Source organism: Motilimonas eburnea (assembly GCF_021295345.1).
GTDB classification, from domain to species: Bacteria; Pseudomonadota; Gammaproteobacteria; order Enterobacterales; family CBDFNC01; genus Motilimonas; species Motilimonas eburnea.
The window spans coordinates 23,172-45,248 of the sequence record NZ_JAIMJB010000008.1; the positions used below are offsets into that span (position 1 = coordinate 23,172).

General features: G+C 45.0%; 32 protein-coding genes. 3 read left to right on the forward strand and 29 right to left on the reverse strand.

Annotation, left to right across the window (positions count from 1 at the left end):
- Positions 1-131: 131 nt before the first annotated feature.
- Genes K6Y21_RS09420 through K6Y21_RS09430 form a run of 3 tightly spaced genes read left to right on the forward strand, consistent with a single transcriptional unit; the run spans position 132 to position 2,829 of the window.
- Positions 132-890, forward strand: a complete 759-nt coding sequence (locus K6Y21_RS09420) for a recombinase RecT (RefSeq protein WP_233071585.1) — start codon at positions 132-134, stop codon at positions 888-890.
- Between the two features lie 9 nt (positions 891-899).
- Positions 900-1,847 carry a recombinase family protein gene (locus tag K6Y21_RS09425; RefSeq protein WP_233071586.1) on the forward strand — a complete coding sequence of 316 codons (948 nt, stop codon included), beginning with the start codon at positions 900-902 and terminating at the stop codon, positions 1,845-1,847.
- A gap of 1 nt (position 1,848) precedes the next feature.
- On the forward strand, positions 1,849-2,829 hold the full coding sequence (locus K6Y21_RS09430; RefSeq protein WP_233071587.1) for a hypothetical protein: 981 nt from the start codon (positions 1,849-1,851) through the stop codon (positions 2,827-2,829).
- 60 nt (positions 2,830-2,889) lie between these two features.
- Here the strand turns inward: K6Y21_RS09430 and K6Y21_RS09435 are convergent, their stop codons facing one another.
- The 29 genes from K6Y21_RS09435 to K6Y21_RS09575 form a co-directional block, all read right to left on the reverse strand.
- Positions 2,890-3,072, reverse strand: a complete 183-nt coding sequence (locus tag K6Y21_RS09435) for a hypothetical protein (protein ID WP_233071588.1) — start codon at positions 3,070-3,072, stop codon at positions 2,890-2,892.
- On the reverse strand, positions 3,060-3,443 hold the full coding sequence (locus K6Y21_RS09440; protein WP_233071589.1) for a hypothetical protein: 384 nt from the start codon (positions 3,441-3,443) through the stop codon (positions 3,060-3,062). The genes K6Y21_RS09435 and K6Y21_RS09440 overlap by 13 nt, the downstream gene beginning before the upstream one ends.
- Positions 3,444-3,514: 71 nt before the next feature.
- Positions 3,515-3,991 carry a hypothetical protein gene (locus K6Y21_RS09445; protein ID WP_233071590.1) on the reverse strand — a complete coding sequence of 159 codons (477 nt, stop codon included), beginning with the start codon at positions 3,989-3,991 and terminating at the stop codon, positions 3,515-3,517.
- A 72-nt stretch (positions 3,992-4,063) separates the two neighbouring features.
- A complete protein-coding gene (locus K6Y21_RS09450; RefSeq protein WP_233071591.1) occupies positions 4,064-4,804 on the reverse strand; it encodes a hypothetical protein in 741 nt (246 codons plus the stop codon).
- An 81-nt stretch (positions 4,805-4,885) separates the two neighbouring features.
- Positions 4,886-5,260: a hypothetical protein gene (locus K6Y21_RS09455; protein ID WP_233071592.1), complete on the reverse strand. Its 375-nt coding sequence runs from the start codon at positions 5,258-5,260 to the stop codon at positions 4,886-4,888.
- A 59-nt stretch (positions 5,261-5,319) separates the two neighbouring features.
- Positions 5,320-6,120 carry a hypothetical protein gene (locus K6Y21_RS09460; RefSeq protein WP_233071593.1) on the reverse strand — a complete coding sequence of 267 codons (801 nt, stop codon included), beginning with the start codon at positions 6,118-6,120 and terminating at the stop codon, positions 5,320-5,322.
- An 83-nt stretch (positions 6,121-6,203) separates the two neighbouring features.
- Positions 6,204-6,467 (reverse strand): hypothetical protein, encoded by a 264-nt coding sequence (locus tag K6Y21_RS09465; protein ID WP_233071594.1) that lies wholly within the window; start codon positions 6,465-6,467, stop codon positions 6,204-6,206.
- Between the two features lie 11 nt (positions 6,468-6,478).
- Positions 6,479-7,276, reverse strand: a complete 798-nt coding sequence (locus K6Y21_RS09470) for a hypothetical protein (RefSeq protein ID WP_233071595.1) — start codon at positions 7,274-7,276, stop codon at positions 6,479-6,481.
- 83 nt (positions 7,277-7,359) lie between these two features.
- Positions 7,360-8,301: a DUF8835 domain-containing pootine gene (locus tag K6Y21_RS09475; protein WP_233071596.1), complete on the reverse strand. Its 942-nt coding sequence runs from the start codon at positions 8,299-8,301 to the stop codon at positions 7,360-7,362.
- Between the two features lie 251 nt (positions 8,302-8,552).
- Entirely contained in the window at positions 8,553-9,023 is a 471-nt protein-coding gene (locus K6Y21_RS09480; protein ID WP_233071597.1) for a hypothetical protein, read from the reverse strand.
- A gap of 46 nt (positions 9,024-9,069) precedes the next feature.
- A complete protein-coding gene (locus K6Y21_RS09485; protein ID WP_233071598.1) occupies positions 9,070-9,417 on the reverse strand; it encodes a hypothetical protein in 348 nt (115 codons plus the stop codon).
- Positions 9,418-9,471: 54 nt separating this feature from the next.
- The gene (locus tag K6Y21_RS09490; RefSeq protein ID WP_233071599.1) at positions 9,472-10,113 is read right to left on the reverse strand and encodes a YfbR-like 5'-deoxynucleotidase; all 642 of its coding nucleotides are present in this window, start codon (positions 10,111-10,113) and stop codon (positions 9,472-9,474) included.
- 254 nt (positions 10,114-10,367) lie between these two features.
- Positions 10,368-10,904: a hypothetical protein gene (locus tag K6Y21_RS09495; RefSeq protein ID WP_233071600.1), complete on the reverse strand. Its 537-nt coding sequence runs from the start codon at positions 10,902-10,904 to the stop codon at positions 10,368-10,370.
- 29 nt (positions 10,905-10,933) lie between these two features.
- Positions 10,934-11,119, reverse strand: a complete 186-nt coding sequence (locus K6Y21_RS09500) for a hypothetical protein (RefSeq protein ID WP_233071601.1) — start codon at positions 11,117-11,119, stop codon at positions 10,934-10,936.
- 206 nt (positions 11,120-11,325) lie between these two features.
- On the reverse strand, positions 11,326-12,204 hold the full coding sequence (locus K6Y21_RS09505) for a DNA methyltransferase (RefSeq protein ID WP_349629485.1): 879 nt from the start codon (positions 12,202-12,204) through the stop codon (positions 11,326-11,328).
- Positions 12,205-12,213: 9 nt separating this feature from the next.
- Positions 12,214-12,378 carry a hypothetical protein gene (locus K6Y21_RS09510; protein ID WP_233071603.1) on the reverse strand — a complete coding sequence of 55 codons (165 nt, stop codon included), beginning with the start codon at positions 12,376-12,378 and terminating at the stop codon, positions 12,214-12,216.
- Positions 12,371-12,715, reverse strand: coding sequence for a hypothetical protein (locus K6Y21_RS09515; protein ID WP_233071604.1), 345 nt, complete (start codon positions 12,713-12,715; stop codon positions 12,371-12,373). Before K6Y21_RS09515 ends, K6Y21_RS09510 begins: the two co-directional genes overlap by 8 nt.
- A gap of 52 nt (positions 12,716-12,767) precedes the next feature.
- Positions 12,768-13,046: a hypothetical protein gene (locus K6Y21_RS09520; protein WP_233071605.1), complete on the reverse strand. Its 279-nt coding sequence runs from the start codon at positions 13,044-13,046 to the stop codon at positions 12,768-12,770.
- Positions 13,046-13,549: a JAB domain-containing protein gene (locus tag K6Y21_RS09525; protein ID WP_233071606.1), complete on the reverse strand. Its 504-nt coding sequence runs from the start codon at positions 13,547-13,549 to the stop codon at positions 13,046-13,048. The genes K6Y21_RS09520 and K6Y21_RS09525 overlap by 1 nt, the downstream gene beginning before the upstream one ends.
- A gap of 74 nt (positions 13,550-13,623) precedes the next feature.
- A complete protein-coding gene (locus K6Y21_RS09530; protein WP_233071607.1) occupies positions 13,624-14,064 on the reverse strand; it encodes a hypothetical protein in 441 nt (146 codons plus the stop codon).
- Positions 14,065-14,224: 160 nt separating this feature from the next.
- Positions 14,225-16,078 carry a vWA domain-containing protein gene (locus K6Y21_RS09535; protein ID WP_233071608.1) on the reverse strand — a complete coding sequence of 618 codons (1,854 nt, stop codon included), beginning with the start codon at positions 16,076-16,078 and terminating at the stop codon, positions 14,225-14,227.
- Positions 16,079-16,346: 268 nt separating this feature from the next.
- Positions 16,347-16,529: a hypothetical protein gene (locus K6Y21_RS09540; protein ID WP_233071609.1), complete on the reverse strand. Its 183-nt coding sequence runs from the start codon at positions 16,527-16,529 to the stop codon at positions 16,347-16,349.
- 94 nt (positions 16,530-16,623) lie between these two features.
- Positions 16,624-16,836: a 2Fe-2S iron-sulfur cluster-binding protein gene (locus tag K6Y21_RS09545; protein WP_233071610.1), complete on the reverse strand. Its 213-nt coding sequence runs from the start codon at positions 16,834-16,836 to the stop codon at positions 16,624-16,626.
- Positions 16,837-16,844: 8 nt separating this feature from the next.
- Entirely contained in the window at positions 16,845-17,996 is a 1,152-nt protein-coding gene (locus K6Y21_RS09550) for a DUF7146 domain-containing protein (protein ID WP_233071611.1), read from the reverse strand.
- Between the two features lie 280 nt (positions 17,997-18,276).
- Positions 18,277-18,579, reverse strand: a complete 303-nt coding sequence (locus K6Y21_RS09555) for a hypothetical protein (RefSeq protein WP_233071612.1) — start codon at positions 18,577-18,579, stop codon at positions 18,277-18,279.
- 549 nt (positions 18,580-19,128) lie between these two features.
- On the reverse strand, positions 19,129-19,467 hold the full coding sequence (locus K6Y21_RS09560) for a hypothetical protein (RefSeq protein WP_233071613.1): 339 nt from the start codon (positions 19,465-19,467) through the stop codon (positions 19,129-19,131).
- 43 nt (positions 19,468-19,510) lie between these two features.
- Entirely contained in the window at positions 19,511-20,596 is a 1,086-nt protein-coding gene (locus K6Y21_RS09565; protein ID WP_233071614.1) for a DUF3150 domain-containing protein, read from the reverse strand.
- Between the two features lie 93 nt (positions 20,597-20,689).
- The gene (locus K6Y21_RS09570; protein ID WP_233071615.1) at positions 20,690-20,836 is read right to left on the reverse strand and encodes a hypothetical protein; all 147 of its coding nucleotides are present in this window, start codon (positions 20,834-20,836) and stop codon (positions 20,690-20,692) included.
- A 203-nt stretch (positions 20,837-21,039) separates the two neighbouring features.
- Positions 21,040-22,071, reverse strand: coding sequence for an AAA family ATPase (locus K6Y21_RS09575; protein ID WP_233071616.1), 1,032 nt, complete (start codon positions 22,069-22,071; stop codon positions 21,040-21,042).
- Between the last annotated feature and the right edge of the window lie 6 nt (positions 22,072-22,077).

The following is a 22,077-nucleotide window of genomic DNA, read 5'->3' on the forward strand; positions in this document are numbered from 1 at the left end:
TACTTTGATTGTTTGACGAACACATTGCCACAAAACCTTATCCATACGAATAATTTTCGTCTTATTTTGTCGGTAGCGCCTTTGCCATCGCAGGTAATAATACCCTCAAGATAGTAAAGGAGTAACCGATCATGCTCAGTCAACCAAATGAAATCAGCACCGTCCTCAAAGGCATTATTGAGCTAAAAACCAAGGTTGAGAAAGTCTTTCGCCAAAAGGGTTACAACCTCAATTTTGATAATGAGTATAACTTTGCATACATGCAATTAAACAAGCAACCCGCGCTTGCCTATGCGCCGGTTAACACCATTTTCCATGCCTTTATGCAGGCGATGGAGTTGGGGTTAACTCTCGATCCTCGTAAACAGCAATGTTACTTAACGTCGGTCACCAATCCGCAAAATCCTGCCCAAGTAAAGTGTCAGATTGAGATTGGATACCGAGGCTATCTGCTTGTCGCCACTCGAGCGGGGGTTATCGTTCGCGCTGATGCGGCAGTGGTTTACGCAAAAGATGAGTTTGAGTATTACGGGCCATACGAAAAAGTGAAACACGTTGTTAAAACGCTATCGACCGATCCGAGCGCCCGTGGCGCCATCGATGGCGGTTATGTTATGGCAAAAACACCTAGCGGTAGCATATTAACTACCACGATGTCTGCACAAGAGCTGTTTGCGGCCGAGGAAGCCTCTATTGCGATGCGGGGTACTCAAAGCCTTTATATGTCGGCTTGGGCTGATGAAATGCGAAAATCAGCATTACTTCGCCGCGCTTGGAAACAGTGGGAAACCGAGTTTTTATTTAACAGTGAGAACAATGATGCCGTCGCATTAGCTAGTCAGATCACAAGCAATAATGAAGACATTAAACTGTTAAGAGCGGCCAGCTAGGAGAGCGTCATGTTAAATACTAAGCTGAAACACGCCATTGATGAACGTCACTCTGATTTATCAAAGTCATTCACCCTTGATTGGTCACAAGAGCTTTCATTTTTGGATGATTTAATGGCCGAGGCACAACCTGCTAAAATGGGTTTAATTGATGTGCCATTACATCGTTGCCACCAAGCCTCTATCGTCAATGCATTTATGACGCTAATGCAATTTAACCTGTCGCTGGATCCGGCTGCGAAATTAGCCACAATGAAAGTCGCTGTCGATCATCAACACGGTTATGCCATTGCTGTACCTGAGGTGCTTGCGATGGGTTACCTTGTTATCGCCTCAAAAGCGGGTTTAGTTAAGAACGCTAAAGGCTCATTGATTTTTGAAGGTGATGAGTTTCAATTCAACGGTTTTTATGAATACCCTGATTTTAAGGCTAACCCAAACAGCAATAAGGCGAATATTCAAGGCGGCTTTGTTTGTGCAATCATGGCTGATGGTGATGTACTTACTTCTGTTATTTCGCCCGAAGAACTACACGCAGCCATTGATGAAAGCTTGTTTAAGAAATACGGCGGGGTTAAATGTTGGTCGCAAGCTGATATTCGAGACGCGCTGGAAGCTTCTATTATGCGCCGTTTCTTAAAGCAAGCTATGACTTATACCTTTGCTAATGATGAATCAGAAACGCTCCTGTTTGAATTGTTAGAGGTTCATACCTCCTACTTTCGTAGCTATAACGAAGTCAGTCAGAAACAAAGCACAGGTTACAATCCACGCCATAAAGCTTGTGTTAGCGAGCAAAGCAGCACACTTTTGCGCGCTCTAGGCCACTCGACTCGCTTACCAAAGTTGGCTCCACCCGAGCCACAAGAAGCCCCAGAGGAAGCACCTGAGCTTCACACTCACAATGGGCTAGGTTTGACAGATTTGTTTGGTCTGCAAATAGGGTTAGGAGGTTAAAATGTTAGCGACATTTCACCTAAGAGCCAAGCGCATGGAAGGCGCGCCGCCACCTAAGCCTTTCACCTTTCATGTTCGCCAGGTCTCTTTAGATACCTTTGTTGTGGAACAAGAATACATTCGCGCTGGACGAGCTTACACCAAACGAATTTGCGATGCTTCTAAATGGCCGGTTATCGAGAAGTTTTGTGATCAGTTGATCCAAATGAAAGCGGCAGAAGGCAAAACAGAGTTAACCAGAGATGTGCATCATCACCACTTTCAGCTACCGTCATTACCAAAAGAGAGCTTGCCTGTGCGTGAGGAGTCAGATTATGACGCTGATCTATCCGATAGCCAAACGCGGTTTATGATGCCCTACATGCGCGGAGAACGTGTGCTTGTGTCACTCTTTGAAAATGGTGAAGTGGTGCTAAGCCACCGAAACCAACCTCAAAGCCGGGTTGCCCATAAGGTTCAAGGAAAACTATCTACGCTGTGTCGCACTGTGACAGCAACAGCGACAGTGCTTGTTGGCACCTTAGTGGATGACACATTTTTTGCTCAAGACATCTTGATGCTCAACGGGGAGTTGCTTACTGCTCCGCTTGATGAACGTCATGCTCTGATGTCAAAACGGTTTATTGATTTGGTGAGCCCTGCTTTTCGCATCGTCCCTTTGGCGCCATTAAAGCAGAAACAACAGCTCGATAAATGGCGCAAAACACCTAACGTCATGGGAGTGCTGATTTATGAGCCAAACAGCGATGAGGCGCTACAGTTATGCTCTTTCTACCCTGTAAAAACCTATGTCGCTCTATCACAAAATAAGGCGATTCATTGCGTGACATTGGCGGCAGAGGTCGATGATGACTTGGTTAACCTTGGTGATGCTCTTTGTCCCGGTACGTTATCTATTGAGGTGCTTGATCCATTAGTGTTTCAACACATCACGTCTGAGACTGACATCGAATTAAACTTGCTTCCCACCGCCAAAATATAACCCCCCAGAAACAAAAAACCTCCACCAGCGCTCAGGCTGGATGGAGGTTAATTGTATTGGCTAAATGGCAATCTCACGGTTGAGTGCCATCGCATCTTCAAAACCAGCCGCCCAGCATGTGTGTTCATGCGTTGGTATTGCATAAGGGTTGCTGTTGCGTGGTTTTTTTTCGTAATACGCTTTTTCACCTGCCTGATAGATTTGGCAAAAATTGCGTTTTTCTTGGGGTGTTAAAGCGCGCATGGTACATATTCCTTTAACTGATCCAATATCTTTTGCTTGACCTCATCCTTGCTTAACACAATCAATTGCGTTTTGCTGTTTGAAGTCTTGCGCTTTGGGATCGCAAGGTACTGAATTAATGTATCACCCACCTTACGGTGACGCTTTAAAAAACAAGCCACTCCTTGTACTTCTATTTCAGCGGCAAACTGTGTGTTAATTAGAAAGCATGAATTATCTAATAATTCCGGAATATCTTGGGCCGGATTATCAGAGTAGACATGCTTATAGTGCGTGCCGGTTGAGTACTGATTCACGATTTCGCCAACTTTTATAAAGGGGCTTTCGGGCATCTGTGAGTACGGGCTTGTTGGATTGTATGATTTGATCATGGTGCTCTCCTTAAGCGGGAACACCCCCAAAAAGGGAGGCTCCCCTTTTGGGTTGGTTAGTGGTTAGTTAATCATGCTCGCTCAGCAAGAAACTGATTGATGATTAATCGAACGGTCTCAGCTTTACTTTCGCTGATCATTTTCTTGGCCATTCTTCTTGCTCTAAGACGAAAACTAGCCATTTGCGACTCTCGGGCAGACCAATCAGGAATGTCCTTATCGTCATATTCTTTGGCAAGCGCGACCATTTGTTGCTCTAGGAACGCTTTTTCATCTTCGGTAAGTACAGGAGCACCTTCCGCTTTGAAGTTTGGATCAGGAGCAAGGATGAACCCATAGCTCATGTTATCAAAGCGGGGGCGGAACCCTTCAAAATACACCGAACACAACTGCTCCACCTTCTTTTTAAGCATGGGTGATGCAGTTAGGTACTCTTGCGTAAAAAAGGGCACTTGGTAGTGAAAGTTAAACCCTTCACCGTCAAAGTTGACCTTAACGCCGCTACCTTCTAGGTATTGGTTTAATTCGCTGATTAGTAGGTTTTCCATAATAACGTCCTCATATTGGTTAATTGAGGCGTTAGGACTCCCATACGGGAGGTAACGCCCGTTTGGGTTGGTTTATTGAAACATTTTTAGCTCTTCTATAAAGTCTCTCTCGTGCAATCCATCTTGTTCCAATACTTCTTGATACAGCGCATCCAATTCAGGTAGCAATCGGCGCGTGTCTTTTTCAGCATCGGTGACAAAGGTGGCTTTAAGCAACTTGGCTTTTTCATCGTGTAAGTGCTCTAGCTTTGCGTTGAGCTCATACTCGTATGCTTTTAGGAAAAGCCATTGCTGGTTTTTTTCCTGCGCAAGCTTTCTCTGCATACGAATCGTTAAGTTGCTGTTGAACAACTGTCGTGCCCAATTTAATTCAGCGTCATTAAAAACTTCGACTTTATCCATTATTTTGGCTGTGACAAAGTTTTTTGCTAACAGAACCAAATCAGCCTCTTTGTTCCAAGATCTTACCTTTTCTCGCAACGTCGCCTTGCGGCTTTCTGATGTGTTTTTGGTAAAAAATTTAAAGTGGCTGTACTTGATTCGGATGATGAATCGATCTTCCAATATTTCCACATCATGAATACTTGAAAAGTTCGGTTGTTCGTCCCCAGTAATGCATTTTTCCTCTAAAAATAATCTATCTGGCACTTCACTCTTTTGAATGGTTACCGTCACTTCATTAGAAATCGTGAACATATGTTCGAGCTCTATCTCCCCAAGGCATTTAAGCTGGAATCGCTCGCCATCTAGTTGCTCTGGGTTGAATGTGTAATGCTTAACATCGAATTTGGTTGTTTCTGTCGTGACTAGCATATTGTCGTCCTCTCTTTGTGTTTAGAGGGCGCAGTCCCATAACGGGTACTGACGCCCGTTAGGGTTGGTTGTTTAATTGGTTTAACTTCTCATTAGATTGACGAATTCAATATGCTCTTGCAGCGCACCGCGCTTGACCAGATCATATTTAATCGCACCCATGGCCGAATCAATGCCGTTTACTGCATCTGAATGCGGATAGTAGGGGTACGTGTCACTGCTCGCCTTCCAGTAGTTACCAAAAGGTGAAAGCAGTTCTCTTAACGCGACGGTTGAGCCAAATTGCAGGGCGTTTTTCATTTGCTCTGCATACTGGTTGTCTTGCTTTTCCTTGTTTACCGCTTTTTCAAGCAGAGCCAAAGCATCAAGACGATCCGTGGCACTCAGCGTATCGCGGAGTTTGGTCAACGTTCCTTCTAGCGAGTAGTAGTTATTTAACTGTATTGTGTCGCGCATAAATGTTCCTTTTCACGATAGCAAAAGGATACTGCCCAAGGGCAAGTACCCTTGGGGTGTTATGCAGTCAGCAGTGAGTTAAGCCATAACCCATCGCTTGATGATGATGCAATAGGCTCAAGGCTGGGCTTGATAAACTTACTTATCTCTTCCCTGCCTTCGTCTAACACAGCTTTGAGTGGCTGATACAAGCCTTCCCAAGTGCCTCCAGGTTGCTTAAAAAGAGCAGTCGAATTTATTCGATTTGAATAGATCACTCTTCCTTCTTCATTTGACCACACGTTGACCATCAAAGAGCCCAGAAATAGGTTGCCAAAAAAGGCCGCTTTCACTATTTCGTACTTCTCTTCGTCTAGTCTCCAGCTGATGTACTCATCTAGCTCATCTATATCGTGACGAGCCATGACCACTACATTTAGGTTTTTGGTTTTTAACTTCCAAATTACCTTAGAGTCACTGGTTGACTGATAGATCAATTGGAATCTAGCCAACAGTTGAGCCTTGATGCTCTCAAGCTCACGCTTAACACAGAGTGTTAACCACTCTAGTAAACGTTTTTGCATTTTTGAGCATCCCTCATCATCACTGATGATGTATTCAACCGTGAACGGTCCTGGCACCCTTTTTACAGTTATCTCAATCTGCTTGAGAGTGAGCAGTAAGATCAGGCGCTCTTTTTCAAATTGACTAAAAACCTTAAAACCTTCAACTTTTTTAACCAAGGTTTCGGTTGTCAGCGTCCCGGCCAGCGTTAAGTTATCCATGCCGGCATCTTCGACTAAGAACTCGTGTAATTTGAGTCCATGATAGCCAAAATGTTTTAACTTTTGGTTTGCTGAAAAGTGGTATAGACCTTTCATAGTGTCCTCCTAAGACATTGGTAAATGCTGAGGGCACTATTCCGCTAGGGGAATAAATGCCCCTGCGGGTTTTGTTTACTTGATTAGCAGCTTGGTAGCAGTGACGAAACCGGCTGTTCCCAGTTAGGATCATCCCTTTCCAATATCACCGCTTTGTCTTGCTCATGCCACACGATTTCCACATGAGTACAGTGACGCAGATATGGTAAACAGCCTAAATCGAGTGATTTGGTGTATTCCATATTCTGCTTGAACGCATCTTGTGGGGTGGTCGAAGCAATTGAAGCACCCACAAATTTCTTACCATAGTAGAAGTAAGCTGTGGGATGGTTTAATTGTGATTTCATACAGCCTCCTATCAAGCTGGGATCAACGAGCTTAGCCAACCAATTGAGTTAACAGGCTCGGTGAGCACTGCCACTTTTTGGGTTTCGGGCAAATCAAAGAAGGGGCGCTCTTCTGTGATCATCTTAGAGACAATCTCAGACAAGCCTTGCCAATGGCCATTTAGGGTTTGGTAAATAGCGCATCCCCCTTTGGTCATGGTGTAGATGTTTACCATGTCGCTTTGATTGTAAATATCCACGGTGACCGTGCCATACAGCATTGAACCCAAGATCGCATGTTTAACCATGTGATCATATTCTTCTTCATCCCCGAGCTCCAAAAGGCTGCCGTCCTCTGCATCATCGTATGTAATTGACACGACGACGTTTAAGTTTTTGGTCGTTTTATCCACCAAAACTTTCTGCTTACCACGGGCTTCCATGATAAGCCTAATAACCGCGTACATCTGGTTTTTTAGATGGCTTAGCTCGCGCTTTATCTCCTTCTCTAACCAGCTAATAAGCTGCTTTTGTTTAGAGTTGAACACTGGAGCATTGGTAACCAGCCATTCAACTGAGAACTTGTCTTTACGCAAGCTATCAAGCTGAAGCTGCTCTTGCCAAATAAGAGCGGTCAAATCCCACTGTTGCCGATCATTAAAGATAGGCAGCCTACCGGCTTTATCCACCAGCGCTTGAGTGGATAAACTGCCAAAGACAGCAATATCATCAAAAGGATGATCGCCGTATTCCCAGTAAAGCCCATCAAGCTCGCCATAACCATGCTCGGTTAAGGTTTTCTTCACGTAATAGGTGATTAGTGCATCCATAGTGTCCTCCTAGAACATTTTGAAATGCAGAAGGCACTATTCCGCTAGGGGAATAAATGCCCCTGCGGGTTGGGTTTAAAGGTTTAAAGGTTTAACGTAAGCGGATTGTTGGTTGAAACTTGCCAAAGAGATGTAAACAACGCATCTTCTTGCTGCTGTTTCTCCAACGCTTCGCGCTCTCGCTGCTGCTCGTGTTCCTGCGCAATGGCAGTCTCACGACGAAACGCTCTGGCCACTCGCCCAGCATCACGTTCAGCTACATTTTTTCGCTCAACACCAAGCTCTTTTAAAGCAAGATTGGCGTAGTCACGAATAAACGACCTGACGAAATCGTGGTAAATCAGCGGGTATTTATCCCCCTTCTTAACCAACTGAGTGTTACCGTAATACTCATTCGCCAGTAGCGTATGCTCATCATCGACATGTAAGCCGATATAAAGCGCACCGTGAACGAGTACGCCGGCAAGCATTTGTTCGATGCATTCATCGATAACGGCTTCATCCCACATTTCAACGCAGTCGTCGACGTTATCGCAGTAAACGAGCTTGACCTCAAGCTTAAGGCGCTTGGTTCGGATCGTTTTGATCTCAAACGCGCCATCTAAATCATCCACTGGACTCGCTTCAATTAAGGCATAACAATCAGCCAAAATTGAGTCCAGTGTGTCGGTTACCTCATCACAGATGTAAGCAACTAACTCGTCTAGCATTTGCTCCATTTCTGGTTCTGCTAATCCAGCGTTAATCGCTTCAAAACGGATTGATTTAGAGTGGTAGTAGCCTCCTGAGTGACTTACCTCGATGTACACATCCTCATCATCGAGAAATTTGACTAACTCCCTGATGTCTTTGCGTGACATAGACAGCTCGGTTGCTTTTTCTTTGCACTCGCTGTTACTGATGTAGCCCGTACAGCAAATGCCGTCACCTTGGCAATAACCGAGTGAAAAATGAATATTTTCCAGCTCGTCATAGCCTTTTTTCTTTAGGTTGTTTCGCGCATGGCGCTCAATGTAGACCTTCATACGTCCTCCAAAATTTAAGTAATTTTGCAGACGTATTATTCCCATGCGGGTACGTCCGCAGGGCGGGTGGTAAAAACGGCATTTTGTTTGCCGTGCTTGATTTTAAAGTGTCGAGCAACACTGACTAATTGAAGGTTTTAACCAAAAGGTTCGGTTAATAGTTCAATTAGGTTGAAACTGCTTTGCTTTGAACTTTGATGACTCAAAGTGCAAGGAAAAGCAGTTGAGCCCATATGGACTCAACTAAGGCGTTAGATGGTGACTAATTGCTTAGCCCGCTCTAAACGCTGTAAGGTTTTAGCGACTTTAGCCGCTATAGGGTTGGCGTTGTTTCGATTTATCTGTGCTAAAAGATAATCTTTCAGCATCAAACGAGCTGCAAAACACCAATCTTTTTCTTGCTTGGCTAATTTCAGTTCATTGATAGCGGCTTGTCTTACGCTATAACCACCAAAGAACCCGAAACTGCTATACGCTCGGATGGTTAGCGCCAGCTGGCTGTCAGTAACCTCAATGCGCCCGACCGCATTGCGAATGTAAGGCACAATCATGTTTTCTTCTTTCTGTAGAAGAATATCTGCTACGTTAGTCACCTTAACAGTGACTTGTATGTACATTTCATAGCCACCTTCTGTTTCAATAATCTCGCCATACTTCGGCGAAATATGGCAGCTATTTGAAGCAAGATAGGCTTGTTGGTTAGTATTGTTAGCTATAATCATTGCGTTTTCCTCCAGTGATTTTGGTTTTCTGCTAGGGTGGTGAGGCCTAGTTGTAATGATTTAAGGATTTGAGCTCTCGATAGCGCCAGGCCACCTTTTCGACCAGATTATCTCTGGTTAAATCAGGCGCCTCTATCGGTAGTAAGGTAAGGTTAATTATTTTGCTGTTGAGCAGAAGATGCTTCAATCTCGTCCAGACAAATGGTGATATTTGCCCGTAAGCGAGCAAGCCTTCAACATGAGTCAAGAGATCCTGCGTATTCGCTTCAAGCTCCCAGCACCATGAGCACTGACCAGTTGCTTCATAAGTTGAATCATGGTCGCAAACATGATCACAAACGATGCACTCACCGTCTATAACACTCAATTGACCACAACGGTTGCACTCTTTCATATATCCTCCATATTGAGGGATACGCTCCCCTAAGGGCGCGCCCTCAAGGGTTTGTTAGTTAGCTAGTTTTAATGGTTCGTCACCTTGCACAAACTCATTAGCGAGCTTGTCGTATGACATGGACATGCCTGGGGTGAAAACCTCCATAAAGTAGGCTACTTCGGGCATTTTTTTGGCGAGGTCTTTTATGACTTCAGTTTGACGTGCTAGAACATCACCAAACTCTTTCTCATTAAAAGCTTCTACTTCATCTATCGCTTTTAAAAGCGCAGAGAGTAGATCGGCAGCCTTCACTACTTTATGAACTTCTTCGACTGGGTACATAGCCTGAGTCATATGCTCGCGCATTTCATAAGGAAGCGTGTTAATTATCTTCCTTTTTGCTATTTCTGCAATTTCAGCACATGCCTCTGACATTCTTAAGGTCATGTTCTTACATACAAAACTTGTATCCTGACATACACTTTCCTCAAGATCATGCACCATGGCCGCTTCGAGTAAGACGCCCAAATCCCAGTCTGTTTGTTTGAAAACTTTACTGTGTATCATCCACAGTATGTGAGTGATCATCACCGTGTCCATACTGTGTGAATGCACAGATTCTGGTATTTTTACGCGCATCAAAGGCCAACGAAATTGATCTTTTAAACGCATGACTAGGCCTAAGAAGCCTGATTGTTGGTTGATTTTTGTCATAATACGACCTCCAAAATAAAAGTAATTTTGCAGACGTATTGTTCCCGTGCGGGTACGTCCGCAGGGCGGTTTGTAAAAACGGCATTTTGTTTGCCGTGCTTGATTTTAAAGTGTCGAGCAACACTGACTGATTAACAATAATCACCAAAGGGTTTGGCCATTAAGTTAATCAGGGGTGAAACTGCTTTGCTTTGAACTCTATCACCTAGAGCGCAAGGAAAAGCAGTTGAGCCCATAAGGACTCAACTTAGTGATTAAGAGAAATTCATCTCCCGACGAGACGCATAACTCTTAACAGCTGGAACTTCCTCAATAGAAGTTTTTCCGTTAAGCGCCTCTTTTAGTTGCTCAAGAGCAACATCTTGCTCTCTTTGCTTACGAGGCTTGCGCTTTTTCAAAACAGATGTTGGCTTAGCAACGTCTGCTTTAAGTTCTACTGGAGCCGTGGCGGTCAGTATTCCTACTGGTGACTCCTTAATTGTATATTCTCTGATTGGCTCATCGACCTGAACAGAGAAAAACTCATCTTGCACCTTACTCTTAGCTGAAAACAGCTGAGTAAATACGTTGATGCAAACGACGTAAATAGTGCAAAGCATTACACTTAACACCAATCCACTCGCAGTGGATGATGTATAGTCTAATTGCAGTACATTTAGGTATGCTATGTAGCACATCCAAATGACTGCTTTGTTCTTGGTACCAATTATCAAGCGGTCTAGCGTGCTTGTATTAGCTAGGTAACAAGTACCTATTGTAATTATAAATATACCAATCCAGATACCTGTCATGGTCGTCCTCCATTTGGTTTGTGTGTGGGTTAACGGTTAGTTGTTTTTACCGATGCACGCATTTTTATTAATGCGGCTTCGACGACTTTTTCAACCTTTGGCTTATGAATATCAGCAAGCCTTTTTAGGTCTATGTGTATTGGGCCTTTATAGTCAGGGCGAGCAAATCTTATATACTCTGAAATGACATACCCATCTAGTATTGTGAGTTTCATAGAAAACTCCTGTTGTTGTTAAACAGTAGATGGCCTACTGAGTTTGCACTTGGAAAAGTGTAGTGCGGCACTTGCCGTTAGAATTAATACAATGAATGCTTCATTGAAGAAAACTAACTAGCGATGAAACCTTTTGCGATGCACTGTCTTATTATCAACGCATTGAAAAAGGGCATAAGCAGCCAGCGGCCACTTATGCAAAAAGGTTATGGGATATAGATTTGTTGTTGGTTAGTGATGGCCAGTCTCCTTGCCTTCACTTCTTCATCAACGATGATGTTGACATCTTCTTGCATGTAACCGAATGGCTCAACAAGCGCATAAAGCTGGATTAGCTCCACTCTCTTTCTACCCAGACAAGAGGCATAAATCGTGCTTCTCACTAGGTTTTCAGCGTGCTTTTCTAACCGCTTGCGCATGGGAGCAATTGGCGTCACTGACTTTTCTTTACGAAAAACCAGTAACTTCTCATGCATTATCCTTACGATGTTGCCGGTGTACTGACGACTATCTGACACATTGTTGTGCTGTGTTTTGATAATTTCGTCAATCAATACGCCCGGCGCCAATCGCTCAATCATTGAAGAAAGATTATAGTAGCGACCCTTTCTTCGCATGTTGCCGATCAACACCCCGTACACACCGCCATCTTGCAGCGCATCGTAGATGTTAAACAACGCAACTTGAACAAATTGCCCGAAGGTTTCAATGCCCATCTGTGACAAATCGTATGGATTTACCTCACCGTACATATTGCCCGAGTATTTGATCATGTCTGCGTAAGGCGGGTGCCAAAACACCAAGTTGGCTTTTGTTTGGTAGTGCTTAGCCACTTCATCTGCCAGCGAGTCAGTCAGCAAGTTAAAACCCTGATGTAAATCAGTGCCTACATACGCAACGCCTAACTCTTTAGCAACATCCATGAAGGTTCCGCCTCCTATGGATGGGTCAACCACCAAACTATTCGGGTTTCCGTAAGTCTGGATGAAATCCTTGATGATGTGGCCAGAGCAGTTCCCCCGGTACTTGTTGTTGCCCCAGTGACCGCGATCAGGATATGAGACAATGCTTGATTTAAAGCACATGCTCACCTCCTAAACGGATAAATTGTGGTAACTACTTAGTACCCCATCGGTAAGAAGTTCGATAGCAACCAATTGGTTATCTTCACCCTTACTATCAGCGCTGTCGCTGTTTTGCCACGGGCTACCGACTCCATCATGGTCAACTTCCTTCTCAGGTTGGGTTGGTTTATTCATGGTCAGCCTCCTTGCCCAGCTCACGATCAATCCGGTTAGGAGTGAAACGGCCAGACAATGTGAGGTTTGTGGTTTGCAACACCTGCTTACGCATGGTGTTCTTGCCACTTTGACCTCTCAAGTCTTTTTCACGCTGAACATAGTTTTGCTCAAGCTCAAGCATGAATCTGTGATCTGATAATAACCGGCGGTACTTCGCCTTTAGCTGTTTCAGATCGGTTCTTGAACGGCTAATTAAAGCCGCGACTAATGATGGTATTGCCGCTGCAATAATCAAAGATAAGCCTTTAATCACCTCAATCAGCATTAGCCCTTCTTGTGGGTTTGCGTTACTCATACATCCTCCAGAAAGGCAGGCAAATTTATTGCCTACCTTATAGTTATCCACATTAAGCCGCGATGGTGACTTTGTGTGGGGTTGGTTGTTCATCACTCCAGCAATCAAGCAACGACTCAGCGTGCGAGATTGCTTGGCTCATTAGGGGTATGTCTAATGGACCGAGAAGTGATATAGGTTGACGTCCATTTTTGTAAATGAACACTTTGGTACCATCGCCGAAGTAGTAAATGGCAATGGACTTATTTCGCTTTTTATCCTCTGGGGCGCAAAGGAATTTAACTTCTCCTTTGGTCACAGCAAGACGTCCAAGCTTTAGGTAGATAGACATTAGATCCACCCCCGCTCTGCGAACGAAGTGGCTCCGGTGGCTGATACCACAAAGTGATCCAGCAACCTTACATCCACCAGCCCTAGCGCTTCATTTAAACGCAGTGTAATACGACGATCTGCTTGCGAAGGTTCTGTTTTACCACTAGGGTGATTGTGATATAGCACTATCGCAGCGCTGTTTCGAGCAAGACAGCTTTTCACTACCTCCCTCGGGTGAACTGACGCGCTATCTATCGTACCAAAGAATAATTCTTCAACATCAAGGATTTGATGCTGGTTATTCAGATGAATTACGCCGAATACCTCTCGCTCATAGCTTTGAGAGATGCTGCGAATGTGTTCTTTCATCATCACCGTGCTGCTGATAGCAACCTCACCTGCTTTCATTTTATTGATGGCTATCTCACGAGCCATCGTTAAAATTTCCGCTTCGGTTAATGTTACTCCGCGTTTTAGGCGATAAGTTCCAGGCGCTTCTTTAACTTGAATGAGTTTTTGCATGGTAGTGTCCTCCAAAGACAATATTGAATAGAGGACACTATCCCTGTAGGGGAAGTATCCCCTGTAGGGTTGGGTTATTTAATTTTGTGCGGTGTTTGCAGCAGCTTTGCCATGACATGCTCTGCCATGCGATGTTCACTCTTTAACAAATCAAGAATGTCCTTCCGTGTTTTGGGCGAATAAACGCTTAGCTTTTTCTCCAAATCACATCGGATATCTTGCAGCAAAGAGTTGTCCGGCATTCCTTTGTTGATTAGGTATGCAGCTCTTGCAACTTGCAATGCCGATAAAATCTCCTGCTGCTCCACCGAGAGCTTTGGCGGTTGGCAGTCGATTTTATATTTATATGTGATCGGCACTTTGAGTTGTTTGATGAATTTATCAAGCAACAACAGACCAATGATGGCTTGCACTAGGAAAATTAAACCTTCAACCATGACGCCTTGCATGAAGTTTTCAAAACTTGTGCCTGCACAAATGAGCAGGATTGCGGCCAAGTAATAGCGTTTATTCATCTGAGCCTCCTGCCTTAAAGTTTTCAGGTGCTTTACCAAGTGCTGTGCTTACGCTAAGCACTGTGCAAATTAACCATTTAATTTTATTCATGCATCCTCCAAGGATAAAACAAAGAGGATTTAACCCAACAAGGGCAAAATCCCCCGGTTGGGTTTATGGTTAGAACAGTTTTTCTTTTAGGGCTTGACCAACTGTTTTGTGTAGCGTTGCAACATCATCAATGACAACAAAGCCACACGCTTCAAAACCGAGCAATCGATCAGTATTTATCCCAAAACCCACAACTTGTATGCCAAGTGCATTCGCTTCCGCTATTGCTCTTGACGTGGCATCGGGGCAATTAGGATCGCCATCGGTGATAACAAACAGCAATTTCTTGTTTGCTTGTTGTTGGCTTAACTCCAAAACAACGGAATTAATAGCCTCACCTGTTGGCGTTCCACCACTGTGCGATACGCCGAAACGCTTCACATTGGGTGCCAGTTTGTCACTAAAGCCTACCACTTGATTGAGAGACCACCCCACTTGCGGATCACTATAAGGATAGAACCCTACATTGAACCGTACATCGGGTATGGCATCCAAGGCATAAGCCAAGGCAAGCGCACTCTTACACGCTTTTTCCATGCGCTCATATCCCATTGAGCCAGATCTATCAATGAGAATGCTAACAGCTGCATTCTCTTTTCTGACCAAGGTTTCACGCTTGAAAATCGCTATATTTCCAGCTGGCACACCCGCAAGCAGGTCTTGATCAAACGAATCCCCTAGCCTGTCGTAAGACGCAGGCTTATGGTTTCGGTCAAACAGCCCTTTTTGTAAAGCTCGTCTAACAGCGAAAGACGCTTTTTTGGCTTCCTTTACATCCATGCTGTATTCGCCTGGAAATTTGTGGATAGGCAACAAATCGTTAACCTCTCCTTCACGATAAGCCTCCGTTGAAGCTTCTTCCAGTTTCGCTTTGATTAGCTCATGGAAGTCATCAACTAGATCTTCTGGTAAAGCATCAAGAATGCCTTGCAACACTCCTTTTTCCAGATCGCTTCGTCCCTGCTTTGCTTGACTTGAGCTTGAATCATCACCACCTTGGCAGCTGTCGCTGCCTTGGCTTGAGTCATCATCACCTTGGCCGCTGTCGCTACCTTGGCTTGAATCATCATCACCTTGGCCGCTGTCGCTACCTTGGCTTGAATCATCATCACCTTGGCCGCTGTCGCTACCTTGGCTTGAATCATCATCACCTTGGTCGCTGTCGCTACCTTGGTTTGAATCATCATCATCTTGGTCGCTGTCGCTACCTTGGTTTGAATCATCATCTTGGTCGCTGTCGCTGCCTTGGTTTGAATCATCACCTTGGTCGCTGTCGCTACCTTGGCTTGAATCATCTTCAAACAACTTCAACGCTTCAAGCGCCAAGTCTAGCGCATCCTGCTCTGTCACAACGTGACCTAGCTTTTGGTGGATAGCTTCAAGACCTTGGTAGATATCTTCCGGCAAAAGCTCTTGCAATAAATCCCAAGTCCGCTGAGCATAATCGCTCAACAAAGTTTGGTTGCAGTACTCCGCTCGACCACGATAGAGCAGTCCCATCTGAACTAATGAAGCTGGCTTCATCTGCTCAGGCTCGGGGAACCAGCCATTTGTCAAACACCACTTGATAGTGTTGTTAAGTGTTTTGACTGACCCAGGCCACTCATTCATCACGAGTTGTTCCATCCGGACGTCTTCAAAACCATTCTGAAAGCGCTCACAAAGGGTTGAAATTTTACGCGCTTTTAGAACTAAGCACTCTTTTGAGTGTTCATGATGGCCAAATTCATGGTCATTAAAGCCCTCTAGTGCCTCTAGGTACTCAATGTCATCTGCTGCACCGGCAGGCAGATACACACTATTTTCTGTGTGAAAAGCTTGATTTCCACTAATGTGGACATTTAGGCCTTTTCGTTTTGTCATAATCCGGCCCATTATTTTCAAGCGGGCTTGGATTTTTTTTAGGTTAGTTTTTTGTTTCATAACGTCCTCCTGTGACTTCAAAGAAAGAGAGAACGCCCCAAAGGGGTGTTTTCTAATCCCCTTCGGTCAGGTTAGTTGTGTTGATAGTTAACATTACTGATTATTTGGTAATCAGGTTCCGGGTTTTAAGTGCTGAAACAGGCACTGAGTTTATTCTCAACTGAGAAAAAGGTTTTCAAAGTGTCGAATAAACAGGGAAACTCTTTGCGATGCCCTGTCATTGCAAGACATTGGAAAGAGCCAGCCACCGTTAAGTGGCTGAACCCAATTAGGACTCATAAACGATCAGCTCATCTTGCTCAGTCATTAGACCGCGCTTCATAGCCCATTTAGAGATCCGAGTGTGAGCATCTTCGATTGAACAAAACGATGCCTTAATTTGAAATATTTTCTTTCCAACATGAAGTTTATTGTCAGAAATATCTATGTGTAAAAGTTGTTGTGTGTTCATGGCTCGCTCCTTTAGTGACTACCGTGTATTCACTGAGCGCATCTTCAAAAAAATACGCTTAGAGAATACACGGCAGCCAAAGCTGCCATGTGTATTAGTTTATGGTTAACTCACCTTGAGCCACGCACACGCAAGGCAAGATCTCACCTTTGGCGAGATAGCCAAGCGGCTCTTTTAGGTATTTAACCTCGCCGCTTGCGCATGTCTTACAAGCTCCACAAAAACCATTGCGACACTGGGACTCAATATCAGCCCCTTGCGACAACATGGCTTCTAAAACAGTGACGCTTTGATCTGTTATTACCATATTGCCTCCTATGCTGTCTCAACTTGTGTTTGCGTAGCGTGTTGCTGCTCATAGAGCGCTTGCCATTGCGCCAAGTCATCCTCATCGATGTAGAACTCGAAAGCATCGACACCGTTCCAGATGAACTCATCCAGCCAATCTACCGATTTAGCCCCCGCAGGGATAGGTGATGACGGAGTAAGAATTTCAACTGAACGACCTTCTTTCAAAAGGCGCGTCTCAAGCTGTTTGGCGCAGCGCTGGCCTCCCTCACTTCTGTCTTTATCTTCGTAGATAAGGACGTTAGTGACTTCAGGCGGGAACTCCATTAACGCCATAATATCAGCGCTAATTCCTGCCCAAACGGGGATGCCCGTGGCTTCCATGATGGCAAGCCCTGTCTCGATACCTTCACAGGTAGCAATCAGGTACCCATTGGGTGTCCAGACCGGCTCTGCCAATCGAATAAACTTACCGCCCATGTACTCAGGGGCAGGCATTTGTTGCTTCGCTCGACAAACGGGCGCTTTGTCGCTGCCATCTTTCTCCAAATAAATGATATGGAGAGAGACGTTGCGGCCATTAACGTCGGTGATCACCGATACGATGGCTGGCCACCAGCTGTTTTTGCCTGTTTCTGGGTCCCAATGCCTAACACTCGGGTTAAACATCATTGACCGAGGTAGGTTATCAACGTTGAGGCCTCTATTTTGCAAGTAAGTCAATGCCACTGCGCTCGATTGGATCGGGACACAGCCACTAAAAACTTTCTCAACATTGGCCTTCCGTTTAGCCACCTTTTCTGGCTCTATGTAATGTTCTCGTGCACTTTGTTGTGCATCTTGAACACGTTTTACATCGGATCTGGTGACGGAAGATAAATCACCACCTAGAATCTGAATAATCAGATTCATTGCTTCGCCTTTGCTGATATTCTCAACCTCAGCAATCACTTCAATGCCATCTGGCAGCGCTCCAACTCCGTTCAAATAGCCTCCGCCGGTTTCCCGCCAGTCTTTGTAAAGACGAAAGCGAGTTTTACCTTCACCATTGCGAGGATCGGGTACGGCAGCACCGTTTTTATTCGCGCTTTTCATGATGGCAGGGTAGGTTTTATACACTGCTTCCCAGCCACCACGTTGTAGTACAAGCGCTTTTACTCTATCGATCTTGCTGTCCATGGGGACCTCCTGAGATTCACGAAAACCCCAAAAAACTCCCGCAACGCAGGAATACTTTGGTGGTTCCCGCGAACCGGTTGAAGAGAGAGTGTTCGCTCGCCGCTATTTGCTTTCGCTAAATAACGGTCCCCACTTCCAGACGGCGCCAGCTACATGGCCTTTGCTGTCTAGGACAATTTTTTTGCTTTCATTTTTTGCTTTGCTCATAAGTCCTCCAGGACGAACCAAAGAGGAATAGAGCCCCAATCGGGGTTATTCCCCAGTTGGGTTGGTTTGTTGGTTAAAGTCTTGCTATGACGCTAAACCACGGATTTCCTAAGCGCTCCTCAATGGCTTGTGTCATTATCTGAAGTTGATGGTTAGTCAACACAGATCTAGCAATGGTCAAGAGCTTGTCAGCAGATGCTTGAAGCTCAGGTAATGTCCCACAGCAATAGTGCTTGTGATAATCACGAACGAGGGGCTCAAGCGAACTTGGGCAACCGAGTAAGTGTTCATCTAGCAAAACGCCGCGGGGTTTTGTTTGTAAAGCGTATGGGCCAAGATAGAAATCTAACTCGACCGGTTGTTGATAGGCACTCATAGACCCTCCAATTACATGCAGGTGATAGTGCCGGCAAGGGCGCATTGTCCCTGCGTGAAAGTTCTGACAATTATGATTATCAGGCTTCAGTTTTAAAGTGCTGAAACAAGGCACTGGCATTTGTTTTTCCGCTAAGGAAAGGTTCCAAAGAATCAAAACAAATGGTTGAAAAACCGTTTTACGATGGACTGTCTTAACAGCGCATTGGAAAACAGGATCTGCGGTGAAACTCAAACCAGCCCCACCGCTTTGTTGAGTTCCACATTTGCAAATTATTCATTACTTAATCATATCTAGCCCACGCAACATATCTAACGAGTGTGGAGCTTTGGTTGCCTAACAATAAGCGACTTGCTTACTGTTTTTGGCCTAGTGTGTGTATCAACGCTAATGAGGGTGTTCATGTGGTTGAGAGTGTTACTAGGGGGTGTTTTCTGAAGGGGGTTTCAGAGGAACTACTGTTTTTGCTACAAGGGGATTTGTAGCAAAGTTGAAAGGATGATAAACACCCGCAAGGCGGGCGCCTATTGAGTGTTTATCATCTTGCTGTTATCGCACGAAGCGATCCCAGCGTTTAATGGCAATTTCAATATAACCATTGTCGTCGTCAAACTGACTCGTCCCGAAGGACGTGTTAATAAGACAACGCTTGCCATCCATAGCCACTGTTGCACCAGCGCGAAGCGCTTCTGTGATTACTTGTCCTAAGACGCGGTAACCACTGTCTTCGCATTTGGTTGCGATCCAGTAGCAATTATCTGCCATCATGTGCCAAAAAGCGGCATCATCTGACTGATTTTCTTTAACATCAAAGCCGTAGCTTCGAGTAAACGTGACTATCTCGGTACGAGATAATTTGCTGTTTCCAGCAATCTGCGAACTTTTCATCGCTCTTTCCTTCTAAAGAAACAGGGCCGAAACCCTGTGATTGCTAGAAACCACCTAGACCTAAACCAAAACCAAAGCCTTGATCCATTGCGGCCGCTACCTCAACTTGAGGCACTGGCTCGCTGGTGGCTTGATTGGGGCTAGGTTGTTCGGCGGGTTGTGTTGGCTCAGGCGCAAATTGCGCAAGGCCACCCATAACTGGGGTTGGAGCTTGTTGTTGAGCTAGAGGAGCAAGCAAGGTGTTATAACCTGTTTTGCTCACGTTGCGCAGCTTCTGCTCATCCCCGCAAATGAGGATCCATTTGCAAAGCTGCTCATACGGTGCCCCACTTATCCAACCTGCTTTCGGCAAGTTGTCTAACAGCTCCTCAAAAACAGCAGTCACGTTATTAAGTTGTTCATCCAAAAAGCTGAAATTAATCATCTTCTGGAACAAACGCTTAACATAACTATTTATTGGCGCTTGACCAACGCGGTCGTTGCCTTCTAACTTCTCTGACCAGATGAAATTCGCTTCTTTGCAAATTTCTTGGTACAGATTGTTAGCTGCACTTTCCACCAGCTCATCTTGATCTTCCTCATATAGAGGCGTGAACGCGATAGGCGGCGTTACGTTGAAGCTAAAGCGGCCTCGAAAAGCATCGACATCCAACTTAAAGCGGTCAATTAAGTCCGCTACGTTGGTATTATCGAGCTTTAATCGCTCTATTTTGCTGTGGTAGTCGCTGCAGCTTTCGTTCAACTTGGAGTTGAAGTCAGCCTTGATGCTTTCCACCTCTTCGTAGCACTCTTTGAGCTTACAAATAGGTACAAGCGCTACCCCACCATTGAGCATGGTGCCGTAAGACAAAATCTTACGTTGTAGCCGGGTGCCAATGGTGTTGACGAATTTGATTTCCTCACGAGGAAACCATCTAATTTTAGATCCAGATATTAGTTCTGAATCTAAATCTCGTCCGTCTAACGCAATGCGCGCTTTAGGAATAGTGGCCTCGCCACAGCAACCTCCTACACGCCAGGTGACCATGGCACAGCCTTCTTCAAGGGCGGCAACTTTTTCTACGACCGCTTTTGCGGCTTCTTTTGCTGCTAACTCTTGGTTTGCTGCTTGACTTGTTTGGTTTTGCATAATTGTGTCCTCCAGGACTTAGTTAAAAAGCAGAGGACACAATTACCCCAAGGGGATAATTGGATCCCCTGCGGGTGTGGATAGTCAGTGTGCTTAGCGCGTCACTAGCTGTCCTTCTTTGATGGTGAAACCGATGGTTCCATGGGAAAGGACGTAACCTTTTCGTCTTTTCTGTTGAACTAGCAAGTCACGATCTTGACATTGGTTGGCTACATCTAGGTGATCTGATTTGTAATACACAAGCCCCTCTCCTGTTTCGGGATTGGTAAAAATCCGATGTAGATGCCTTCCGTCATCGTCAAGGGCAACAGCCCACACCTTATAATTACCATCGTCGATCAGTTTTGACCCCGAGGTAAAACGCAGTGCTTCCAACTCTCTAACATTTGGCAGCGGCGAACACTTGTAAGGCGGCTCATCTGAGCTGCCTTGAGTGTCAACCGCTACGACTTTTTTGCAAGATAGGCACTTAGTGGCTTTTCTAATGCATCCGCGAATTTCTTCGCAATCGCATCATTTGCCACCTCAAGCTCATCCGCTTCAAGGCCGTTCAAGTAAGTAAAATCTAGCGCGTTTTTCAGCGTTGCCGCTTCACCAAATACTAAACAATACTTGTACCAGTCGACCGTGTTGCGCACACCAAATGGTGAGCTCACACTGTCTATATCAGGGCTTGCCAATTCACGAATGAAGTTAGCGACCTGCACCATTAACTTACGACCAGCCAAATCAATGATCGGACTGATTGCCTTTAAGATTGCTATCTCGTTCTCCATTTCTGGATACGGATGAACCAAAAAGGCAAAGCGCAAGCGAAGTGCGGCATCCCAAGGCATACACGTTGTGTAACGGGTTGAACCGTTACCGTTGGTGTTGCCAGTGGACATCAAGCGAAATTGCTTATGTCGCACGATGGTTTTGCCCTTTTCCGTGGTGTGCGGCTTGCCGTCACAAATATCGTGAAGGTGTGATGTTACATCCGGGTTGGCTTTATCCAACTCATCAGCAACAAACATTCCTCCATGTTCATAAGCCTGCATTAAGTCAGACTCAATGTGGCGGGTAATAACACCTGCTCCTTCTTCCACCAGAATTGAGTAGCCTTCAACAGATTGAACTCGCATCTGGCCATGGAATGTCAATTGGAACATGGGCTCGTTAAAGCAAGCACACAACCAGCGCGCTAGCTCTGACTTACCTGCACCTGACTCACCCCAACAATGCAGTGGCTTGTAGCAATTTGCTTGCGCAAACCACCAATTCACCGCCATCATTGCGATTTTCTTGTTAGGAAAATAAAGAGGATTTAAATCAGGCACCGCTTCATGCTTATGCTTGCGAACAGGCACTTGCATGGCTTTTGCTCCATCTGGTAAATCAATGTTTTTCAACACTTCACCCAGAGGCTTCATTTCCATCTCGTTATAGTTAACTTGAGATGGGTTTACATTTAAGTTTGTTACTTGTGCATTCATATCAGT

Bases quoted from the DNA above. Each gene is read 5' to 3' on its own strand.
- K6Y21_RS09420 (WP_233071585.1), top strand. From the start codon at position 132: ATGCTCAGTCAACCAAATGAAATCAGCACCGTCCTCAAAGGCATTATT.
- K6Y21_RS09425 (WP_233071586.1), top strand. From the start codon at position 900: ATGTTAAATACTAAGCTGAAACACGCCATTGATGAACGTCACTCTGAT.
- K6Y21_RS09430 (WP_233071587.1), top strand. From the start codon at position 1,849: ATGTTAGCGACATTTCACCTAAGAGCCAAGCGCATGGAAGGCGCGCCG.
- K6Y21_RS09435 (WP_233071588.1), bottom strand. From the start codon at position 3,072: ATGCGCGCTTTAACACCCCAAGAAAAACGCAATTTTTGCCAAATCTAT.
- K6Y21_RS09440 (WP_233071589.1), bottom strand. From the start codon at position 3,443: ATGATCAAATCATACAATCCAACAAGCCCGTACTCACAGATGCCCGAA.
- K6Y21_RS09445 (WP_233071590.1), bottom strand. From the start codon at position 3,991: ATGGAAAACCTACTAATCAGCGAATTAAACCAATACCTAGAAGGTAGC.
- K6Y21_RS09450 (WP_233071591.1), bottom strand. From the start codon at position 4,804: ATGCTAGTCACGACAGAAACAACCAAATTCGATGTTAAGCATTACACA.
- K6Y21_RS09455 (WP_233071592.1), bottom strand. From the start codon at position 5,260: ATGCGCGACACAATACAGTTAAATAACTACTACTCGCTAGAAGGAACG.
- K6Y21_RS09460 (WP_233071593.1), bottom strand. From the start codon at position 6,120: ATGAAAGGTCTATACCACTTTTCAGCAAACCAAAAGTTAAAACATTTT.
- K6Y21_RS09465 (WP_233071594.1), bottom strand. From the start codon at position 6,467: ATGAAATCACAATTAAACCATCCCACAGCTTACTTCTACTATGGTAAG.
- K6Y21_RS09470 (WP_233071595.1), bottom strand. From the start codon at position 7,276: ATGGATGCACTAATCACCTATTACGTGAAGAAAACCTTAACCGAGCAT.
- K6Y21_RS09475 (WP_233071596.1), bottom strand. From the start codon at position 8,301: ATGAAGGTCTACATTGAGCGCCATGCGCGAAACAACCTAAAGAAAAAA.
- K6Y21_RS09480 (WP_233071597.1), bottom strand. From the start codon at position 9,023: ATGATTATAGCTAACAATACTAACCAACAAGCCTATCTTGCTTCAAAT.
- K6Y21_RS09485 (WP_233071598.1), bottom strand. From the start codon at position 9,417: ATGAAAGAGTGCAACCGTTGTGGTCAATTGAGTGTTATAGACGGTGAG.
- K6Y21_RS09490 (WP_233071599.1), bottom strand. From the start codon at position 10,113: ATGACAAAAATCAACCAACAATCAGGCTTCTTAGGCCTAGTCATGCGT.
- K6Y21_RS09495 (WP_233071600.1), bottom strand. From the start codon at position 10,904: ATGACAGGTATCTGGATTGGTATATTTATAATTACAATAGGTACTTGT.
- K6Y21_RS09500 (WP_233071601.1), bottom strand. From the start codon at position 11,119: ATGAAACTCACAATACTAGATGGGTATGTCATTTCAGAGTATATAAGA.
- K6Y21_RS09505 (WP_349629485.1), bottom strand. From the start codon at position 12,204: ATGTGCTTTAAATCAAGCATTGTCTCATATCCTGATCGCGGTCACTGG.
- K6Y21_RS09510 (WP_233071603.1), bottom strand. From the start codon at position 12,378: ATGAATAAACCAACCCAACCTGAGAAGGAAGTTGACCATGATGGAGTC.
- K6Y21_RS09515 (WP_233071604.1), bottom strand. From the start codon at position 12,715: ATGAGTAACGCAAACCCACAAGAAGGGCTAATGCTGATTGAGGTGATT.
- K6Y21_RS09520 (WP_233071605.1), bottom strand. From the start codon at position 13,046: ATGTCTATCTACCTAAAGCTTGGACGTCTTGCTGTGACCAAAGGAGAA.
- K6Y21_RS09525 (WP_233071606.1), bottom strand. From the start codon at position 13,549: ATGCAAAAACTCATTCAAGTTAAAGAAGCGCCTGGAACTTATCGCCTA.
- K6Y21_RS09530 (WP_233071607.1), bottom strand. From the start codon at position 14,064: ATGAATAAACGCTATTACTTGGCCGCAATCCTGCTCATTTGTGCAGGC.
- K6Y21_RS09535 (WP_233071608.1), bottom strand. From the start codon at position 16,078: ATGAAACAAAAAACTAACCTAAAAAAAATCCAAGCCCGCTTGAAAATA.
- K6Y21_RS09540 (WP_233071609.1), bottom strand. From the start codon at position 16,529: ATGAACACACAACAACTTTTACACATAGATATTTCTGACAATAAACTT.
- K6Y21_RS09545 (WP_233071610.1), bottom strand. From the start codon at position 16,836: ATGGTAATAACAGATCAAAGCGTCACTGTTTTAGAAGCCATGTTGTCG.
- K6Y21_RS09550 (WP_233071611.1), bottom strand. From the start codon at position 17,996: ATGGACAGCAAGATCGATAGAGTAAAAGCGCTTGTACTACAACGTGGT.
- K6Y21_RS09555 (WP_233071612.1), bottom strand. From the start codon at position 18,579: ATGAGTGCCTATCAACAACCGGTCGAGTTAGATTTCTATCTTGGCCCA.
- K6Y21_RS09560 (WP_233071613.1), bottom strand. From the start codon at position 19,467: ATGAAAAGTTCGCAGATTGCTGGAAACAGCAAATTATCTCGTACCGAG.
- K6Y21_RS09565 (WP_233071614.1), bottom strand. From the start codon at position 20,596: ATGCAAAACCAAACAAGTCAAGCAGCAAACCAAGAGTTAGCAGCAAAA.
- K6Y21_RS09575 (WP_233071616.1), bottom strand. From the start codon at position 22,071: ATGAATGCACAAGTAACAAACTTAAATGTAAACCCATCTCAAGTTAAC.